This is a genomic window from Idiomarina sp. 017G, assembly GCF_004362265.1.
In the GTDB taxonomy this organism is placed as follows: Bacteria; Pseudomonadota; Gammaproteobacteria; order Enterobacterales; family Alteromonadaceae; genus Idiomarina; species Idiomarina loihiensis.
This window is the reverse complement of the sequence record NZ_SNWT01000001.1, coordinates 793,270-811,911: the sequence shown is the minus strand read 5'-3', so window position 1 is coordinate 811,911 and position 18,642 is coordinate 793,270. Positions and strand designations below refer to the sequence as shown.

23 protein-coding genes are annotated in these 18,642 nt (G+C 47.2%); 15 read left to right on the top strand and 8 right to left on the bottom strand.

Features of this window, described 5'->3' with window-relative positions; all coding sequences use genetic code 11:
• The first annotated feature begins 66 nt into the window (after nucleotides 1-66).
• A complete protein-coding gene (locus tag DEU30_RS03995; RefSeq protein ID WP_114981231.1) occupies nucleotides 67-1,059 on the top strand; it encodes a S41 family peptidase in 993 nt (330 codons plus the stop codon).
• 43 nt (nucleotides 1,060-1,102) lie between these two features.
• Here the strand turns inward: DEU30_RS03995 and DEU30_RS03990 are convergent, their stop codons facing one another.
• A complete protein-coding gene (locus tag DEU30_RS03990) occupies nucleotides 1,103-2,218 on the bottom strand; it encodes a DEAD/DEAH box helicase (RefSeq protein ID WP_114981232.1) in 1,116 nt (371 codons plus the stop codon).
• Between the two features lie 276 nt (nucleotides 2,219-2,494).
• On the opposite strand from DEU30_RS03990, the gene DEU30_RS03985 reads away from it, so the two are divergent.
• The 3 genes from DEU30_RS03985 to DEU30_RS03975 all read left to right on the top strand — a co-directional run bounded on the left by DEU30_RS03985 (nucleotide 2,495) and on the right by DEU30_RS03975 (nucleotide 4,712).
• Nucleotides 2,495-2,926, top strand: coding sequence for a nuclear transport factor 2 family protein (locus DEU30_RS03985; RefSeq protein ID WP_114981233.1), 432 nt, complete (start codon nucleotides 2,495-2,497; stop codon nucleotides 2,924-2,926).
• A 62-nt stretch (nucleotides 2,927-2,988) separates the two neighbouring features.
• Nucleotides 2,989-3,990 carry a hypothetical protein gene (locus tag DEU30_RS03980; RefSeq protein WP_114981234.1) on the top strand — a complete coding sequence of 334 codons (1,002 nt, stop codon included), beginning with the start codon at nucleotides 2,989-2,991 and terminating at the stop codon, nucleotides 3,988-3,990.
• Between the two features lie 278 nt (nucleotides 3,991-4,268).
• On the top strand, nucleotides 4,269-4,712 hold the full coding sequence (locus DEU30_RS03975) for a CopD family protein (RefSeq protein WP_114981235.1): 444 nt from the start codon (nucleotides 4,269-4,271) through the stop codon (nucleotides 4,710-4,712).
• A gap of 20 nt (nucleotides 4,713-4,732) precedes the next feature.
• Here DEU30_RS03975 and DEU30_RS03970 read toward each other — a convergent pair whose 3' ends face one another.
• On the bottom strand, nucleotides 4,733-5,506 hold the full coding sequence (locus tag DEU30_RS03970) for an MBL fold metallo-hydrolase (RefSeq protein ID WP_114981236.1): 774 nt from the start codon (nucleotides 5,504-5,506) through the stop codon (nucleotides 4,733-4,735).
• A gap of 108 nt (nucleotides 5,507-5,614) precedes the next feature.
• Here DEU30_RS03970 and DEU30_RS03965 point away from each other — a divergent pair, with 108 nt between their 5' ends.
• The 5 genes from DEU30_RS03965 to DEU30_RS03945 all read left to right on the top strand — a co-directional run bounded on the left by DEU30_RS03965 (nucleotide 5,615) and on the right by DEU30_RS03945 (nucleotide 9,881).
• Nucleotides 5,615-5,992 (top strand): hypothetical protein, encoded by a 378-nt coding sequence (locus DEU30_RS03965; RefSeq protein WP_133493647.1) that lies wholly within the window; start codon nucleotides 5,615-5,617, stop codon nucleotides 5,990-5,992.
• Nucleotides 5,976-6,617: a helix-turn-helix domain-containing protein gene (locus tag DEU30_RS03960; protein ID WP_114981238.1), complete on the top strand. Its 642-nt coding sequence runs from the start codon at nucleotides 5,976-5,978 to the stop codon at nucleotides 6,615-6,617. The genes DEU30_RS03965 and DEU30_RS03960 overlap by 17 nt, the downstream gene beginning before the upstream one ends.
• 125 nt (nucleotides 6,618-6,742) lie before the next feature.
• Complete coding sequence (locus DEU30_RS03955; protein ID WP_114981239.1) at nucleotides 6,743-7,990, top strand: acyl-CoA dehydrogenase family protein; 1,248 nt, start codon at nucleotides 6,743-6,745, stop codon at nucleotides 7,988-7,990.
• Nucleotides 7,983-9,068, top strand: coding sequence for a phosphotransferase family protein (locus tag DEU30_RS03950; RefSeq protein ID WP_114981240.1), 1,086 nt, complete (start codon nucleotides 7,983-7,985; stop codon nucleotides 9,066-9,068). Before DEU30_RS03955 ends, DEU30_RS03950 begins: the two co-directional genes overlap by 8 nt.
• Before the next feature lie 42 nt (nucleotides 9,069-9,110).
• A complete protein-coding gene (locus tag DEU30_RS03945; protein WP_114981241.1) occupies nucleotides 9,111-9,881 on the top strand; it encodes an SDR family oxidoreductase in 771 nt (256 codons plus the stop codon).
• A 7-nt stretch (nucleotides 9,882-9,888) separates the two neighbouring features.
• On the opposite strand, the gene DEU30_RS03940 is transcribed toward DEU30_RS03945, so the two are convergent.
• Nucleotides 9,889-10,347: a hypothetical protein gene (locus DEU30_RS03940; RefSeq protein ID WP_114981242.1), complete on the bottom strand. Its 459-nt coding sequence runs from the start codon at nucleotides 10,345-10,347 to the stop codon at nucleotides 9,889-9,891.
• 76 nt (nucleotides 10,348-10,423) lie between these two features.
• On the opposite strand from DEU30_RS03940, the gene DEU30_RS03935 reads away from it, so the two are divergent.
• The 6 genes from DEU30_RS03935 to glnS are packed head-to-tail and all read left to right on the top strand — an operon-like array spanning nucleotide 10,424 to nucleotide 15,312.
• Nucleotides 10,424-10,684 (top strand): hypothetical protein, encoded by a 261-nt coding sequence (locus DEU30_RS03935; RefSeq protein ID WP_110013260.1) that lies wholly within the window; start codon nucleotides 10,424-10,426, stop codon nucleotides 10,682-10,684.
• Between the two features lie 27 nt (nucleotides 10,685-10,711).
• Nucleotides 10,712-11,116, top strand: a complete 405-nt coding sequence (locus tag DEU30_RS03930) for a hypothetical protein (RefSeq protein ID WP_110013259.1) — start codon at nucleotides 10,712-10,714, stop codon at nucleotides 11,114-11,116.
• Complete coding sequence (locus DEU30_RS03925; protein WP_114981243.1) at nucleotides 11,113-11,889, top strand: 5-oxoprolinase subunit PxpA; 777 nt, start codon at nucleotides 11,113-11,115, stop codon at nucleotides 11,887-11,889. Before DEU30_RS03930 ends, DEU30_RS03925 begins: the two co-directional genes overlap by 4 nt.
• A 25-nt stretch (nucleotides 11,890-11,914) precedes the next feature.
• Nucleotides 11,915-12,628, top strand: coding sequence for a 5-oxoprolinase subunit PxpB (gene pxpB / locus DEU30_RS03920; RefSeq protein ID WP_114981244.1), 714 nt, complete (start codon nucleotides 11,915-11,917; stop codon nucleotides 12,626-12,628).
• Nucleotides 12,625-13,578, top strand: a complete 954-nt coding sequence (locus tag DEU30_RS03915; protein ID WP_114981245.1) for a biotin-dependent carboxyltransferase family protein — start codon at nucleotides 12,625-12,627, stop codon at nucleotides 13,576-13,578. The genes pxpB and DEU30_RS03915 overlap by 4 nt, the downstream gene beginning before the upstream one ends.
• A 48-nt stretch (nucleotides 13,579-13,626) precedes the next feature.
• A complete protein-coding gene (glnS, locus tag DEU30_RS03910) occupies nucleotides 13,627-15,312 on the top strand; it encodes a glutamine--tRNA ligase (protein ID WP_114981246.1) in 1,686 nt (561 codons plus the stop codon).
• Here the strand turns inward: glnS and DEU30_RS03905 are convergent.
• From DEU30_RS03905 to DEU30_RS03885, 5 genes are all read right to left on the bottom strand, one after another.
• Nucleotides 15,299-16,336, bottom strand: a complete 1,038-nt coding sequence (locus DEU30_RS03905; protein WP_011234723.1) for a saccharopine dehydrogenase NADP-binding domain-containing protein — start codon at nucleotides 16,334-16,336, stop codon at nucleotides 15,299-15,301. The genes glnS and DEU30_RS03905 overlap by 14 nt on opposite strands.
• Nucleotides 16,337-16,340: 4 nt before the next feature.
• Nucleotides 16,341-16,787, bottom strand: a complete 447-nt coding sequence (fur, locus tag DEU30_RS03900; protein WP_011234722.1) for a ferric iron uptake transcriptional regulator — start codon at nucleotides 16,785-16,787, stop codon at nucleotides 16,341-16,343.
• A 45-nt stretch (nucleotides 16,788-16,832) separates the two neighbouring features.
• Nucleotides 16,833-17,366 (bottom strand): flavodoxin FldA, encoded by a 534-nt coding sequence (fldA, locus tag DEU30_RS03895; RefSeq protein ID WP_011234721.1) that lies wholly within the window; start codon nucleotides 17,364-17,366, stop codon nucleotides 16,833-16,835.
• 77 nt (nucleotides 17,367-17,443) lie between these two features.
• Entirely contained in the window at nucleotides 17,444-17,659 is a 216-nt protein-coding gene (locus tag DEU30_RS03890; RefSeq protein WP_011234720.1) for a DUF2788 domain-containing protein, read from the bottom strand.
• A 100-nt stretch (nucleotides 17,660-17,759) separates the two neighbouring features.
• The gene (locus DEU30_RS03885) at nucleotides 17,760-18,536 is read right to left on the bottom strand and encodes an alpha/beta fold hydrolase (protein WP_114981247.1); all 777 of its coding nucleotides are present in this window, start codon (nucleotides 18,534-18,536) and stop codon (nucleotides 17,760-17,762) included.
• Nucleotides 18,537-18,642 lie beyond the last annotated feature (106 nt).

The following is an 18,642-nucleotide window of genomic DNA, read 5'->3' as shown; positions in this document are numbered from 1 at the left end:
AAACGAATAACGAAAACTGGACTGGTTCAAGCCAGCCCTTACTAATGGATTTTTAAAGGTAAACTCATGAAAAGTATTTTATTTAAACCGTGCAGACTCATTGCTCTGCTACTGTTGCTTATTTCTCTGCTGTCCAATTCGGAACTCTCTCAGGCAGATGAGAATAACCTGTCGCCAGATCATGTTCGTCAGCTGATGACTAAAACGTTCGATGTTATGCAGGCCAATTACATAGAACCGGAAGTGGTTCCCGAGTTAAGGGCGTTATTTCTAAACAAGCTAGAGTTGGGACAGTACGATTCGCTGACGTCTCTTGATGACTTCGCGCACGTATTGGGACAAGATTTACGAGCAGTTACGGGCGATAACCATCTAAGTTTGTATACCGTTAACCCAGACGAAGAAATTACCCATATATTGACCCATAAAGAAGGGAAGTTAACCAATAACTATGGGTTCGAGGAAGTGCGTTACCTGAGCGGTAACATTGGCTATGTGAAGTTTAATAAGTTTTCGCCGGACAAGCAGGCCAGAGACGCCGTTGACGCAAGCTTCAACTTTCTGGAGCAGAGCGACGGTATCATTATTGACTTGCGAGATACCGTTGGCGGCTCGCCCGATTTAGTTCAGTACATGCTGAGCTATTTTCTGCCCGACGAAACGCCTCTTTGGTATGTGCTTGATTCTGTAAACGAGAAGACGGCAGAGATTTCAGCATCTGATACGGCAGCTCACCAAGGCTTTCGCGGTGATTTCCCGGTTTGGGTATTAACCAGTCGCAACACAGCCAGTGCTTCTGAAATTTTCGCTGGTGTCTTGCAGGCTAATTCAAAGGCCGTACTGGTTGGTGATACCACCGCTAGTGCCGGCTTTTATGTCGGAGTACGCCGAATTACCGACACGCTTGCGTTTCGCATATCACTATTTAAACCAATAATAACGGCAACCGGGAATAACTGGGAGCGCACGGGAATTATTCCGGATATTGAAGTGCCAGCTATGGATGCTTTAGACCGTGCTCATGAACTGAGTGCTAAAACTATCCGCGCTGATCTTTAGTCGAAGCCGGCGTAGTTCCAATAAGTTCGACGTCGGCAAAGCCTTACAGCTCGCGCTGCTCAATCCGCTCCCCTATAAGATCCTCAATGGCCTTCAGCGCTTCAGCGTCCTCGTCCGTTACCAACGATATAGCATGACCGGTTTGGCTTGCGCGGCCAGTGCGACCAATACGGTGTATGTAGTCTTCCGCAACGTGGGGGAGGTCGTAGTTGATCACGTACGGCAGCTTTTCAATGTCGATGCCGCGTGATGCGATATCGGTGGCGACAAGCACCTGCACTTTGCCACTTTTAAAGTCAGCCAGCGCTTTGGTACGGGCACCCTGGCTTTTGGCGCTGTGAATAGCCGCTGCCAAGAAGCCGGCTTTATCCAGCTGTTTGACTAACCGGTTAGCGCCTTGCTTGGTGCGCGAAAACAGAAGCACCTGGGGTAAGTTAAGACTTTTCAGTAGCTTTAATAGCAGCCCCAGCTTTTGGCTTTTTTGTACTTCACACACTGTTTGCTCAATAGGCTCGGCTGTGGAGTTGGGTGGTGCCACGGCAACTTCTACCGGGCTTTTCAGCAAGCCCTTAGCCAGCGTACGAATGTCATCGGAAAAGGTTGCCGAGAACAGAAGTGTTTGGCGCTTAGCCGGAAGTAACTTAATAATTTTCTTTATGTCGTGAATAAAGCCCATGTCGAGCATACGGTCGGCTTCATCAAGCACCAATACTTCTAACTTGGGGAAGCGAACCGCGTTTTGTTTGTACAAGTCGAGTAGGCGACCGGGTGTGGCGACAAGAATATCCACGCCTTTGCAAAGCTTTATCATCTGAGGATTAATTTTCACACCACCAAATACCACCGCATAATTCAGTGGCAGACCGGCGCTTAATTTAGCAACACTTTCACCCACCTGAGCCGCCAACTCGCGAGTGGGCGTTAAAATGAGCACGCGAGTTGTGTTTGCCTTGGCACGCTCGTTACTTTTCAGAAGCTCTAAAATAGGTGCGGTAAAAGCGGTTGTCTTTCCCGTGCCCGTTTGCGCCGCCGCCATGACATCTTTCCCCGCGAGCACCAACGGAATAGCTTTCGCCTGAATGGGCGTGGGTTCGCTATAACCCTGACGTGAGAGGGCAGTAAGGGTTTCAGGAGAAAGTCCGAGATCAGAAAAAGTCATGTATTAATAAGCAACTCAATGGTGATGATTATTGGCATTCTACCTGAGAGCCGTGGGTGCTGCATTTCATTTAATTGTTGGGTAAGGTCTGAATCCAATAGGGGCTCTCGCTCAATTTAAATGTTTTATGTCTGGGTTGCTTTATTGTTATAAAAGAGTAGTTTAATTGGTTGATAATTAAACTGATCAGAGAACTGCGCGTAATGAAACTCTATAATGCTTAATAGGAATAACTAGCGCTTCGGTAGTTAATTAACAGATCCTCAAGGAGGAGAAATGAAATATTGTTATGTAATTTTTGCTTCGCTATTACTCTCTAGCGTGGCCTCTGCAAGTGACTTAACAGCCAGAGTTAACCAGTATTTCGAAGCGCAAAAAGCCGTAGAGCATAGAAATTCGACTAAAAGCGATGTGACTAGTTTATTAGCACTGCTAACGGAAGACGCAACATTTGAACACCCCAGATTTAATGCTGTTCAATCCAAAGATGAATATGAGAAAGGCCTGCTTTACTATTTAGGAAGTTATGGCGAATGCGATATCCAGGTAAAGAATGTCATTGAAGGGCTTAATGCTATCATCGTCGAATACTTACATCCCTGCATTGATAAAAATGGAAACTCTGATCCTGAAAATAACAAGCAAGAACTAGTTACTTTATTCGAATTTGAAAACAACAAGATAACGCTGATTAGGCACTACTTCTGATCGGTGGCTTAACAAGCGAATAAGTTGCGTATCAACTGTATACAAAATGAAGGATCTCTAAGATGGGATGGAAGGGAACGGTTAGGTCTATCGGTGCAGCGGTTCGTGCAGCAGAACGAGATGCGAAACGCAGACAGAAAGAATTAGAAAGAAAGCATAAGCAATATGCGAAAATGCAAGAGTTAGAGCAAGCTGCATACGAAGTTGATGTTTATGAAAACCATATCGAGGTGATTCAGTCGACCCATAAAGAATGCAGCTCGCTTGTAGACTGGTCGAGTGTTGCAAGCTCTAAACCACCTAAAGAGCCCAAAAGAACGAACCATAGAGAGGAAAAAGCTCAGCTTAAATTAGAACAATACAAGCCTGGAGTATTCGCTCGACTTTTCAATAACGAGGAAAAGAAAAAAGCGATCATCGCACAAGAAATTGAAATAGCGATAAAAGCTGATAACGATGAATATGAATCGAGAGTCTCGCTCTGGAAACAAGGATTTGCAGAATGGAAAGAGAGTGTGGATATAGCTGAAGCTCTATTAAAAGGGGAGCCCAAAGCTAAGCTCGAAGCAATAGACAATCTACAGCCTTTTACCGAAATTTCTAATCTTGGCTCGAGCATATCGGTGGTTGTATATGACAATGGTCTGTTGGAAGCGACAATTAACGTTCATGGTAACGATATCGTGCCAATCGAGTCGAAGAGTCTTTTAAAGAGCGGAAAGCTGTCTGTTAAAAATATGCCGAAAGGAAAATTTAATGAAATATATCAAGACTATGTGTGCAGCTGCGTGTTAAGAGTAGCTAATGAGCTGTTTTCATGTATTCCAGATAGCTTGGTGATTGTTACAGCTGTAGATGAACTACTTAACTCTAAAACAGGGCATTTAGAAGAACCCCCGGTATTATCTGCCGCCATATCCCGCAGTACGATGAATAGTCTCAATCTCGAAACAATAGATCCTTCAGATTCGATGAGTAATTTTATACATAATATGTCTTTTAAAAAAACAAAAGGTTTTGAACGGGTAGAACGCCTAGACTCAGAAAATTTAAGCCGTACATAGCTTATCCGGTCTTGTAATAGTATCTAGAAATAGTTGTGATACGTGAAACTAACAAAATTTGAAATGAAACTTCGATGATAAGTACAAAAACCTTTGGAGTGGACCGAGATCGATGTAGTGGCAGACTTAAGCTCAAGGACTCCTTTAAGTGGCAGTACTACCTTTGAAGAGGTACTCCATGGCAATTCGGGTATGACGCTGCTAATTTAGTGGTTGAACAAGGCTAGAGCTCTTGCCCCAAGTTTTCCGCCGTCGCTGGCGTTATCCAAGAGGTACCAATGTACGGCTCACTTTTACTACTCCACATTCTTGCAGCAACCATATGGACCGGTGGGCACATTGTCTTATCTGTCGTTATACTGCCCAAGGTTTTGAAGGAGCGGTCACCTCAGTTACTCCTCGATTTTGAGTCTGTGTATGAAAAAATTGGCATGCCCGCGCTCATCATTCAAATAATTACAGGCGTAATGCTGGCGCACAGGCTGCTCCCAGATGTCAGCCTGTGGTTCAATACCAGTAACCCGGTTGCTTATCCAATAATGACAAAACTGGGTTTGCTTGCGTTGACGATTGGTTTTGCTATTAGCGCAAGGTTTTTCGTCATACCCAACCTTTCGCCAGCAAACCTCAAAGTAATGGCATGGCACATTGTGTCGGTTACTGTTATTTCCATTCTATTCGTTGTTGTGGGTGTCTCGTTTCGAACAGGCTGGTTTTATTGAAGAACCCTGAAAGGGCGCTCTCACGAAGCCAAAATAGTCGCTCCGTCGAGCGGTATATGAACTTTGTCTGTTAATAGCTGCTCTTTAACAGAATCCATGAGTTGGCTACGAGTTACCGGGCAATGATCCAGTGCCTCTAAGTGATTGGCGACAATATTTCCTTTGCTTAATGTGCTCACTTCCAGAACCTCTTCAATACCCATAATGATATGTCCTCCAACATCAAACTGTGCTCCTCCAGCGGGCAGTACTATCCACTCTGGCTGTTCTGAAGTAATACAGTGGCGAACGTCGTCAGTTAATAAGGTGTCACCGGTAATATATAAGCTGGGTTCATTGGCTTGCTTAATTAAAAAGCCATGACCATGCTCCATGAGTCGGCCAATAATGCCTTCTCCGTGAACACAGGGAGTAAGGTTAATAGTACCGTCTAAAAAGGGGTTAGTTTGTTCAGTACTTAGCGACTGCACGTTCAGTCCTTTACGTGCCAGAAATCGTGCGTCTTTATCGGAGCAATAAACAGGAATTTGGTGCTGTCTAAGCCACTTTGTTGCAGCTTTGTCTAAGTGGTCAAAGTGTCCTTTTTGACAATGCGTGATCAAGCACGCTGTGACGCTATCCAATAGTTTATCGGTATTGTCAGGCAGCGGGGCTGTTGGGTTCCTTGTCCGCGTAGTAGTGAGATATTTCAGTGGTGGAATAGCGCCTTTCGGTGCAAGCATTGGGTCAACAAGAATAACTTCATTTTCGTAATGGATAACAATGGTCGCGTTTCTTATTTGGGTAATCTTCATCGTTGGTAGCTTCCTTATTGGTAATGAAGCCATTGTATTTTTATTGAGCACTCATCATAATGGCTGTTTACGACATTAATCATTCAATATCAGCCACGCGGGTGTGAAATGAGAATTGGTCTGGTGGTTTACCCAGGATGCATGGCGTCCGGTCTGCTGGCTTTCGCGGAGTTGCTCGAGGCTGCCAATCAACGCTCTGGAAAAACGCAATTTGATGTTGTCTGGACAGGCGTTAACGATAAGCCTGTAAATATTCAAGTGACTCGGTACGGGGCTAATGTTTCTGTCGTACCCGCGTTGCCAATGACAGACGATTCACTAGAAGCATTGCTTATCTCAGGTTTCTGGACGGGCGGTGAGGACGACCTAAGCGGTTTACTGGATAACTATGATGACCTTATCAGTACCCTGAAGGGGATATCTCCATCGACCCAGCTTTGGGCTTATTGCTCCGCGGTGAGTCTCCGCGGTGAGTCTATTGGCTGAAGCCGGTCTTTTGAAGAACAGGAGAGCAACATCAACCTGGTGGCTTACTGATTTTCTTTCTGCCCGAAACCGCGAAACGTTCTGGCGTTTTACTCAGACCTTTGTTGCCGACGGAAATGTCATGACAGCCTCAGGGGTTAATGGGCATTTGCCTATCGCACAGGCGATTATTGAACAGGAGCTTGGACACAACATACTGAGGGATATTATTGAAGTTATGGTTGTTCCCAAGCCGGAACATAAGGTAACCCCCTTACGTGCTGTCAATATGATGCAGTTTGAAGAACCATTGATCCGTCAGGTTTATGCCTGGGTTGAAGAAACAGCAGCGAATTGTTTAATGGTATCTGCTCTGGCTCAAGTACTTCATACAACTGAACGGACACTTGCGAGAAAAGTGAAGGCAATAACCGGGCTGTCATGCGCTCACTTTATGCGGCTTGTGAAAGTTAAACAGGCATCGGATTATTTAATCTATAGTTCTCAATCGGTTTCGCAGATCAGCGACCAGATAGGTTTCACTGACGACAGCTCATTTCGCAGAACCTTTAAAAGCATTATCGGCTATACTCCTTCCGATTATCGCAGTCATTTTGGGCGTCTCAGCTTCACTTCAGGTAATTGAATCGAATCTTCCTGTTTGACGAGTTGGAATCCGAATGTGCAATAAAGTTTTGTGGTCAACTCTGGTTGTACCACCAGCCCTTTCATGTCTACAATGCTGTTTAACGTTGGCTGGGAGCGGGCATTATGGACTTTTCCTACAGTGCGAAAACAAAGGACTACTTAGCGCGGCTAGATGCGTTTATGCGCGAGCATATTGAGCCGTATGAAAACCAGTATCAAAAAGAGAATTACCGGCTGAACAGCACATCGAACTGGCGTGAGTGGCAGGTGCCGCCGCGGGTGGCTGAGCTTAAGCAAATGGCGAAAGAGCAGGGGCTTTGGAACCTGTTTTTGCCCGACGAAGAGCTTGGTGCTGGTTTGACAACCTTAGAGTACGCTCCGTTGGCTGAGCGCATGGGGCGCAGCCTCTTAGCACCCGAGGTCTTCAACTGCAACGCACCCGACACGGGTAATATGGAAGTGCTCTATCACTTTGGTGATGACCCGCAGCAAGAGCAGTGGTTAAAACCGCTTTTAAACGGCGACATCCGCTCGGTGTTTTGTATGACAGAGCCCGATGTCGCCTCCTCCGACGCCACCAATATGCAAACCACCATTAAAGCTGACGGCTCCGACTGGGTCATAAACGGTCGTAAGTGGTGGAGTACTGGTTTGGGTCATCCGGACGCTGAGATTGCCATTGTTATGGGTCTGACCGACGAGGACGCCGACAAACATCATCGCCATTCCATGGTATTGTTGCCGTTAAACACGCCGGGCGTGAATATTGAACGTATGTTACCTGCTCTGGGCGAGTACGATGCCCCTTATGGCCATGGCGAGGTGGTGTTCGATAACGTGCGCGTACCGAAAGAGAACATTATTGTTGGCCCTGGTGCCGGTTTTAAAATTGCGCAGGGGCGTTTAGGCCCGGGGCGCATTCACCATTGCATGCGCGCTATTGGCGCGGCTGAACGTGCGTTGGAGCTTTTCATTGAGCGTGGTGTATCGCGCATTGCCTTTGGCGAGCCATTAATGAAGCTTGGCGGCAACACCGAGCGTTTAGCTGACTTGCGCGTAGCCATTGATCAGGCAAGGTTACTGACACTGCACGCGGCGTGGCAAATCGACAACGTTGGTGCCATGAAAGCCATTAAAGAAATATCGGCCATTAAGCTGGTGGCACCCAATGTGCTGCAGCGGGTGGTGGATGAAACCATGCAGTTGTTCGGTGGTGCTTCTATGTGTCATGACACGCCACTGCCGGGCTTATTAACCGTTGCGCGTTCGCTGCGCATTGCCGATGGACCCGACGCGGTGCACCGCGCGACTATTGCAAAAACAGAGTTGAAACAAAGAGAAAAACAATTGAAAGGGCGCTCTAATGACTGATCCATCATCCGCCGTAGTCGATCAGGCGAGTGACGTACGCGAAGAAGAAACTTTGCCCGTAGAGGCATTAGATAATTGGCTGGCGGAGCACATTGGTGACGAGCTACCCGAAGACCGCGGTACTTTGCGCATTACCCAATATACCGGTGGCGTGTCGAACTGGACTTACCGTTTAGATTACAACGGCCTGGCACTGGTGCTGCGTCGACCACCAGACGGCACAAAAGCCAAGTCAGCCCATGATATGGGACGTGAGTTCCGTCTGCAAAAACGCCTGAGACCGGCGTTTCCTCATGTGCCCCGAATGCTGGCATATTGCCGTGACGAGTCGGTTATTGGTGCTGAGTTTTATGTGATGGAGCACGTGACCGGCATTATTCCGCGGAGGCGTTTTCCTAAAGGACTGGAGTTAAGTTCTGAGCAGGCGCGGCAGCTATGCACTAACGCGCTGGATAAACTGATAAAGCTGCACCAGGTGGATTTAGACAGCACCGGACTACGAAAAATAGCTAAAGGTAAAGGCTATACCGAGCGTCAGGTAAATGGCTGGTGTGGCCGTTATGAAAAAGCAAAGACCTGGAATGTATTCGGCGCGGGTTCGGTTATGCGTTGGCTTAAAGAGAACCAGCCGCCAAGCGAGAAAATTTGTCTGGTTCACAACGACTTTCGTTTGGACAACCTGATACTCAACCCGGATGACCCAACCGACATTATCGGCATTCTGGACTGGGAGCTGGCGACCTTAGGCAATCCGTTAATGGATTTAGGTAACTCTCTGGCTTATTGGATAGAAGCAGGCGATGACAAAGTGGCGCGTGCGACCAAGCGTCAGCCGAGCGACTACCCGGGCATGCTAACCCGCAAAGAAGTTATCGATTATTACTGTGAGCGCACCGGAACCAAGGTAGAAGACTTTGCCTTTTACGAGGTGTTTGGCCTATTCCGTTTAGCGGTGATAGCCCAGCAAATTTATTACCGGTATCACCACAAACAAACCACCAATAAAGCCTTTAAGAACTTCTGGTTTTTGGTGAACTACTTGCTATGGCGTTGCCGCCGTCGTATTGCCAAAGCTTAAAAAATACGAATAAAAAACAATAACAATAAAGAGAGCTCAATAATGTCTCAACAACGGAAGACCATTTTAATTACCGGTGCCAGCTCTGGTCTGGGGCAGGGTATGGCTCGCGAGTTTGCCGCTCAGGGCAAAGATTTGTGCCTGTGCGCACGTCGGTTAGACCGGCTGGAAGCCTTAAAAATCGAACTGGAAGAAAAGTATTCCGGTATAAAAGTGAGCATTAAAGCCCTGGATGTAAATGCTCATGAAGACGTATTCCGCGTGTTTCAGGAATTTAAGCAAGAGCAGGGGCAAGTTGACCGTTTTATTATTAATGCGGGCATGGGTAAAGGCGCGGCGCTTGGCACTGGCTACTTTGAAGCGAACAAAGCTACAGCTGAAACGAACTTCGTAGCCGCGTTGGCGCAGTGCGAAGCGGCTATGGAAATTCTCCGCGAACAAAAGCAAGGCCATTTGGTAACGATTTCGTCCATGAGTGCTTTCCGCGGTATGCCACGAGCCATGACGGTGTATGCAGCAACCAAAGCTGGTTTGGCGTCGTTAACCGAGGGCATTCGTGCGGACTTAATGAAAACCTACGGCAGCAACAGCCCAATAAAGGTTTCGACTATTTACCCGGGCTATATTCGTTCGGAAATTAACGAGAAGGTGAAAAACACACCTTTTATGGTGGACACCGAAACTGGCTGTCGCTTATTAGCAAAAGCCATTAATAAAGAGCCAGTGAAAGCGTATGTCCCTTACTGGCCCTGGGCATTAATGGCGTTTTTAATGAAGCGTTTGCCGTTAAAGTGGGTGTTAAAGCTAGCTTAACTTTCGGTTATTCACCAGAGTCAGAGCACACGGCGTCGCCACGGGTAGACACCTGTACCGACAGAGACTGGCTGACGCCTTGTGCATCGTTAAACAAAAATACCGGTTCGACTAAAAACATGTCGCCGCGCTTGCCATCGTGGTTTATTTCCAGTCTCTGATCAGATAGTTCCAGTTTAATGCAGCCATCGTGTTCGGTGGTCATTATGCGTTCCCATTTATCCGGCTGTGGTTCGTGCAGCCAAATTTCATGGCCCTGCCAACTTTGTTTTTCACCCCGTTCGCACCAATAGCTGTGAACCTCCAGCGCGCCGTCTTCACTGGTTTCCAATTGGCGGATCTGGCACTCGTCTTCATGCGGTAATTCAGGCTCCATAGCGGTGTACTGGTACACAACAACACTGACAAAAATGACGAGAAGTGTGACGGCCGAAGCGCCTAACCAGATAAGAATTTGCTTTAACATATGGCTCCAGAACCTGATACAGTATAAGTTCATAGTATAAAGACAATAATTATAAGAACAATGACTTGGGGGAAGTATGTGGCAACGTGTTTTGGCATTACTGATTCTTATTGTGGGTTTGCTTCTGGCCGTTCTGGGTGTGGTCAGTGACAACGATACTCCCGTTAGGTTAACCGGCGCGGTTCTGATGTTAATAGGTATTATCTGGTTGTATAAGCAACCGACTTTACAGTCGCTTAACCGCACGGATAAACCCATTTTGAAATGGTATCAATCTCCAATTCTCTGGATACCGATTATTGCTATCATCTTCTTTATTATCAGTTTGTTTATGTAGGCTGAAAATCAGTTAGGAATCGAATTCATGAATATAGCAAAACGGATTGTTATTTTGGCCGGCGCGGTGGGGCTGTTTTTTTATACCGCGGAACAGGAAGAACTGATTACTTTAATTGCGAATTTTAATCTGAGTTGGTACAAACTGGGCGTTCCTGTTGCCTGGGGCTTAGTCATTGGCGGGCTGTGCGCACTGTTAAAGTTCCGTTGGCTGCTGTCCTGGATGGCACCTGTTACCTTAGTTGCCAGCGCCATAACGACTATGGGGCTCACTGGTGCAGCAGCGGTATTTGTGAAACATCAACTGGTGGTGCTTTGCTTGCCGCCGTTACAACTCGCCGCGGTAGGCGTTGGTTTGTACTTGTTTGCCGTGGGTCTGGCTAAGCTAATGGGAGACATTGAAGCCAGAAAATCGGAAAAAGGTGAGGAATGAATCGTCAAAGTAGCCAGGGAATTACATTAAACAGCGATATTGGTGAAAGCTTCGGAACCTGGAAAATGGGTGCCGATGACTTAATTATGCCGCACATCGACTGCGCTAATGTGGCTTGTGGTTTTCATGCGTCAGACCCGTTAACTATGCTTAAAACAGTAAAGTTAGCCAAGCAGCATAACGTGACGATAGGCGCGCACCCTGCGTATCCCGATCTCGTTGGTTTCGGCCGACGTCATATGGCGTTAAAACCCGATGAAGTAACCGCTTTAATTCAGTATCAGGTGGGGGCTTTACAGGGCATTTGTGCCGGCCAGAAAACCGAAGTGAAATATGTGAAGCCACACGGCGCACTTTATAACGACATGTTAAGCGACGGTCAGCAATTCGATGCTGTTTGTCAGGCCATTGCCGCTTTGCAGGAAGACAGACATGAGCCCTTGCCGTTAATGGTTATGGCAACACCCGAAAATGACGCCTGGCGCCACCGCGCGCAGCAGTTTGGTGTTGAATTATGGTTTGAAGGTTTTGCCGACCGCGCTTATGACGACAATGGGCAGTTGCGCTCGCGGAGCAACCCTGATGCCGTGCACGGTGATGTTGAAGCCATGTATGCTCAGGCGGAGGCTTTTGCGACAGGTCGTGCTATTGAGAGTGTGTCGGGCAAGTCGCTGCAAATTGAAATTGATTCTCTTTGTGTTCACGGGGATAACCCTAAAGCGATAGAAACCGTAGAGAAGCTGCGGAATATTGTCCGGCAAGCTAACGAATAAACTCAGGAATGACTAAAGTTCAGTTATGAAAGAAGAGTCTGATTTTCCAAAACTCGTTTCAGCCGGCGCCGATGCCGTTATAGTCTATTTAGGCGAGGGCATTAGTGTGTCGGTTAACCAGCGTGTTCTGGCTGCGGTTAAGGCAGTAAAGGAGCAACTGTCTGATGTTGTGCTGGATTTAGTGCCCTCCTATAACTCCTTAATGGTTTACTACAATGTGTTGAACATTGATGAGCCTGAAATACGTGAACGCTTGCGCGAAGCTCTAGCTGACCTCAGCTCTGATACTAGCGAGCAGAGTGGCAAGCGGCATCGCATTCCGGTTTTTTATGATGAAAGTGTCGGGCCTGATCTTGCCCGCATTGCTGAAATGAACAACTGCTCTGTTGATGATGTAATAAAAACGCACGCCGAGCAAACGTACCGCGTGTACGCCATGGGCTTTGCACCGGGCTTTGCTTATTTAGGTGAAGTGAGTGAGAAAATCAGAACGCCTCGTTTAGATAACCCCAGAAAGCGCATTACCGCAGGCAGCGTCGCCATTGCTGAGAGTCAGACGGCAGTTTATCCGTCGGCATCGCCCGGAGGCTGGAACATTATTGGCCGTACTTCTACTCAGTTATATGACCCGTCATCGGGGACTATCAGCCCGCTGAACGTAGGCGATGAAGTAGAATTTTACGCGGTAAGCAAAGAGCAGTTTATTGAGGAAGGCGGTGACACGGAGGCCTTGTCATGATGCGTATTATTGAGCCGGGTATGCGCTCAGCCGTTCAGGATTTTGGGCGCTTTGGGTATTTGTCGAAAGGCCTGACCCGCGGCGGCCCCATGGATGAACACGCGTTCTTATGGGCTAACCGCTTATTGAGCAACCATTTTAATGCCGCTCAAATAGAAATTACCCTGGGTGGCTTTGAGGTAGAATTTGACCGAGACTGCCAGTGTGCTGTGACCGGTGCCGATGTCGAATTGACGCTGGATGACGAAGTGTTAAATACCTGGCAAAACTTTAAAGTACGCGCGGGGCAACGCCTGAAGATGGGCTACGCCAGTGCTGGTGTCAGAGCCTATTTAGCGGTGCAGGGCGGTTTTCAGGTGGAGCCTAAGTGGGGCAGTTGCGCAACCGTTACTCGCGACGCGGTCGGCGGCTTGCACGGCGATGGAGCGTTTTTACAAGCGGGTGACGAACTGAGCTTTAATGAGCAGAACTATCAGGTATCGCGGCGCGTGGGCTGGGCCTACAGATCCGACTATCAGAAAACTCCGGTTATTGGCTTAATACCGGGCTTTCAGTACGACGCCTTTCCCATGTCTGCAAGAGAAGCTTTCTGCTACGAAGATTACGAAGTGACTAAAGACAGCGACCGCATGGGCATTCGCTTGTCCGGTAAAGCGTTGGAATATAACGGTGAGGGTTTGGTGTCTGAAGGCGTGAATGTGGGGTCTGTACAGGTGCCCGCAAATGGCCAGCCTATTATTATGATGAACGACCGCCAGACCTTAGGTGGCTACCCGAAACTGGGCACCATTAACCCGTTCGATTTAGGTCGGCTGGCACAATGCCAGCCGGGGCAGACCGTTCGTTTTACCCGCATTGAGGGTAAAGTTGCACAGCAGCAATTGCGCCGTTTTTATCAGTTTTTTAATGTTCGCTTAGCTTGTCAGGCTGACGATAACCTGCGATCATAGCCGCTTCATATTATCCGGTGTTGATTTTGTAGCGGAGACAAAAGGTTCATGGCAGATACTGACTCTCGTCCCAGTAATTTTATTCGTCAAATCATTGATAAATATTTGGCCAGTGGTAAGCACGCAACTGTACACACCCGTTTTCCTCCGGAGCCGAATGGTTACCTGCATATTGGCCATGCCAAATCGATAGTGCTGAACTTCGGTATTGCCGAAGACTACAACGGCACCTGTAACCTGCGTTTTGATGATACCAACCCACTGAAAGAAAAAGTGGACTATGTGAACTCCATTAAAAAAGACGTGGAATGGCTGGGGTATCACTGGGAAGGCGAGCCGCGTTATTCCTCTAATTACTTTGATCAGCTACACGCGTTTGCGGTTGAGCTGATTGAAAAAGGCCTGGCCTACGTTGATTTCAGTTCGCAGGATAAAATGCGCGAAATGCGCGGTACTCTGAAAGAGCCGGGCGTAAACAGCCCTTACCGTGATACTTCTGTGGAAGAGAACTTAAAGCACTTTGCTGACATGACAGCAGGTAAGCACGAAGAAGGCACCGCCGCATTACGGGCAAAAATTGATATGAGCTCGCCGTTTATGTGTATGCGCGATCCGGTAATTTACCGTGTGCGCTTTGTACACCATCACCAGACCGGTGATAAATGGTGCGTTTACCCAATGTACGACTTCACCCACTGTATTTCGGATGCGCTGGAAGGTATTACACATTCACTGTGTACGCTGGAATTCCAGGACAACCGTCGCTTGTATGACTGGGTACTGGATAACATCAGCATTGACTGCCATCCACAGCAAATTGAATTCTCGCGTCTGAATCTGCAATACACGGTAATGAGTAAACGCATTATTAATACGTTGGTAGATGAGAATAAAGTAAGCGGCTGGGATGACCCGCGTATTGCCAGCATTGCTGGTTTGCGTCGCCGTGGTTATACACCAGATTCAGTTCGTGAGTTCTGCCGTCGTATTGGTGTGACCAAAATGGATAACCAGGTAGAAATGAGCATGCTGGAAGCCTGCATTCGTGATGACCTGAACGTTAATGCACCACGCGCTATGGCGGTGATGGATCCGGTTAAAATTGTTATTGAGAACTACCCGGAAGGCGAACAGGAATTGCTGGATGCGCCAAACCACCCGAATGACCCGGAAATGGGCTCGCGTCAGGTGACTTTTAGCCGCGAAATCTGGATTGAACGTGAAGACTTCCGTGAGTCGGCTAACAAGAAGTTCAAGCGTCTGGTGCTGGATAAAGAAGTGCGTTTACGTAATGCCTATGTTATTCGTGCAGACCGGATAGAAACCGACGATAACGGCGAGATCCAGACCATTTACTGTCATTACGACGCTGACACTCTGGGTAAAGACCCGGCAGACGGTCGTAAGGTGAAGGGCGTTATTCACTGGGTGTCTGCAGAAACTGCAAAAGCAGCAGAATTCCGTGTGTATGACCGCTTATTCCAGGTGCCTAACCCGGCAGCCGAGGAAGACTTGTTCTCAACCCTGAATCCGGAGTCTTTGGTTATTAAGAAAGGCTTTGTGGAAGCTAACTTAGCGAGTGCGAAACTGGGCGAGAACTTCCAGTTTGAACGTCTGGGCTACTATTGTCTGGATCAGGATGCTGAGACTGAAGGCCGTTTAATATTCAACCAGACCGTTGGTTTACGTGACAGCTGGGCGAAAATAGAACAGGAACAAACTACTGGATCTTAAACTGGTCCAGTAGCTTAGCGCCGTACAAACGTGAGGGGGGGTAAAAGCCCCCTGACTGCTTCTGGCTTAAGGTATGAATGGCTATCTCAACAGCTCCTTCGGCAGTTAGCGAATAGCCGTTTTTCACTTTAACCCGCATACTTTTCTTATTGCCTTTGGCATCGCTGATTTCACCCCAAACGTAAGTGGGGTTATTCTTCCGTTCTTTTTCTTCAGGGCCAGCAGGCTGTGATTCGAGCTTTTTCTTCAGTTTAGCCTGAACCCATTTCCACTTAAATACCCAACGGAACCAGTTCATCCGGCGCATTTTCTTCACTAAGCGTGGGCTGGCCGGTATGTACACTTCAATATTGGGTATTTCCGTGGTGTAGTAGGCGGTAGAGACATCGCCCCAGGGAATGGTCATGGCATATTTTTCGCCATTACCAAAATCTATCCAGCGAGAATGCCATGCGTGAGGGACATCGGTAATTTGTCCTTTAATACGAGCGGCGCCACCACGACCTAAACGTTCTATGCTGGTTCTGGCAGTGCCACGACTCATGCGTGAACCTGAATCAAAGCCTAAGGCCAAGTGTGTAGCTTCCGGCATCTGCGCATTGAGTCGCGCGGCAATACAATCGGTTGGAATAACATCGAACCCAACGCCCGGGCATAAAACAATACCGGCTTCACGCGCGGTTTTGTGCATAGAGTGAGCGTATTCAAATACGTCTATCTCGCCGGTAATGTCTAAATAGTGGGTTTTGGTATCAATACAGGCTTGAATAAGGGGAATTGCGGTCTGGCTGAATGGGCCTGCGCAATTAACGACTAAGTCTACGTCTTCTAACTGCTTTTGAACTTCATCAATACTGTCGAGCGAGAAGACCTTGTATTGAAAGTCTAAGTGACGTGCTACTGGCTCAAGGGCGTTTTCGTTACGGCCGGCTAAAATAGGTTGGTAACCGCGTTTTTTAGCCTGATGGGCAATAAGTTTGCCTGAATAACCGTATGCACCGTAAATGAGCCAGCGCAGTGCCATATTATTACTCTGCCTCAGCGGCAGCTTTGTATTCGCAGCCTTCGCCACGCTGACATTCACCGTAAAGGTACAAACTGTGGTTAGTCAGTTTAATTTTATTTGCTGCGGCTACTTTTTCCTGACGCTCTTCGATTACGTCATCTTCAAATTCAAAAACGTGGCCACAGGTTAAACACACCAGATGATCGTGGTGGTGCTTTGCACTCAACTCAAATACCGAACGCCCACCTTCAAAGTGGTGGCGAGTAATAATACCAGCGTCATCAAACTGGTTTAGTACCCGGTAAACGGTAGCCAGGCCAATTTCATCTTTTTGTTCCAGCAGAATTTTATAGACATCTTCGGCACTGATGTGTTGGTTATCTGGTTTTTTCAAAATCTCCAGAATCTTCATCCGTGGGGAAGTGACTTTTAGTCCTGCTTTTTTCAGCTGTTCGTCGTTACTCGCCATAATAATTAGTATCTCAGTTAAACATGTATAACAGCATACCCTGTATTAGCTGTCACTTGCCAGTTCTGCCAGACACATTTCTTCATAAACTTGCTGGCACCATTTGCTAACGCGTTCTTTGGTTAACTCTGGCTGACGGTCTTCATCTATGCCCAAACCGACAAAGTGTGTGTCGTCGGCCATACCTTTAGAGGCTTCAAAATTGTAGCTCTCGGTAGGCCAGTGTCCGACAATAATGCCACCACGAGCTTCCACAATGTCGCGAACCATGCCCATGGCATCAAGAAAGTATTCAGCGTAATCTTCCTGATCACCACAGCCAAAAATGGCAATGAGCTTGTCCGTAAAATCGATTTCTTCCAGTTCGGGGAAAAAGTCATCCCAATCGCACTGAGCTTCGCCGTAATACCACGTCGGAATACCGAACAATAGTAAGTCGTAATTGGCAATATCTTCTTTACTGGATTTGGCGATGTCTTTTACATCAACGAGCTTTTTACCAAGCTCTTTCTGAATCATCTGTGCGACGGCTTCGGTGTTACCGGTGTCGCTTCCAAAGAAAATTCCAACAGTTGCCATAAGTCAATTTTCACCTGATTATACGAATAAACAGTACTGAACGGGTTGCCATTCAGCGGCGTAAATTATCAATTGGGTTAAACTCCGGATTCCCAGAGCACCTGAATAATACCTTTAGCGATAAAGCCAAAACAGCCAAGAAAGAGCACCATCCAGACAATAACCTGGCCAAATTTGGGCACTGCAGAACGTTTTAACACGTCCCGAATGGCTAAGCCTATTAGTAAGAATAGTATGCCCAGCGTAAAATTGGTGGCCAGAACTTCAATTTGTTCGTAATACTCAGCTAACATACTGCTTAACCTCGCTGGTACTTAACCTAAGAATGCTTAATGCGGTCTTGACTGTTTTTTACGGCGCTTAGATTACCATAAAGCACGGCTGGTGGCGAGATTACTGCGCTATAAACTCAATGACCAGGCGGTTAAATATTCTTGGTTTCTCGGCATGTAGCCAGTGGCCTGCACCTTCAATAACTTTTACCGAGGCATTGCTAAATCGGGCTGCCACGTCTTGTTGATGCTTTTCTGCGAGGTAGTTTGAGCTACCTCCTTTTATAAAAAGCACCGGACCGTCGTATTGGCCTTTGCTGACAGCCGCTGAAATTTGCTGATAATTTTCTCTTAGCGCTTTTAGGTTAAGCCGCCATTGGTAACCGTCGTCAGTTTTTTTCAGGTTTTTCAGCAGAAACTGGCGTATACCTTTTTCTGAAATTGTCTCGGCTAACTGTTTGTCGGCGTCGCCGCGGCTTTTTACCTGGTCTATGTCCAGGTTAGAAAGAGCGTCTAATATGCTGTCGTGGGTACCGTCGTAAGCGGCGGGTGAAATATCGGCAAATATCGCCGCTTGAATTCGTTCAGGGGCTTTTATGCAAGTTTCCATTGCTATTTTGCCCCCCATAGAATGACCCACTAAATAAAACTGTTTCAGGTTCAGCGAGTCAGCCAGTTTGATAATGTCCTCTGCCATGTCCGGGTAAGTCATGCTGTCGCTGTGAAACGATTCACCATGATTACGGGCGTCGGGCAAAATGCAGTAGTAGTTTTCTGACAGTTCACGGGCAAGACTTTTTAAATTGTCTTTATCGCCAAACAGGCCGTGAATAATGATGATAGCCGGATTGCTATCCGTACCTAATGTTTCGTGATTCAACAATGAAGAGTCTGCCATCGAACTGCCTTTAGTGATAAACTTTGGTCTATATTTTCAAGGCTTTGTCGGGGTGTTGCAAGTGACAAAGCGCAACCTTTCAATTTTTAGAGGTAGAAAGTCAACA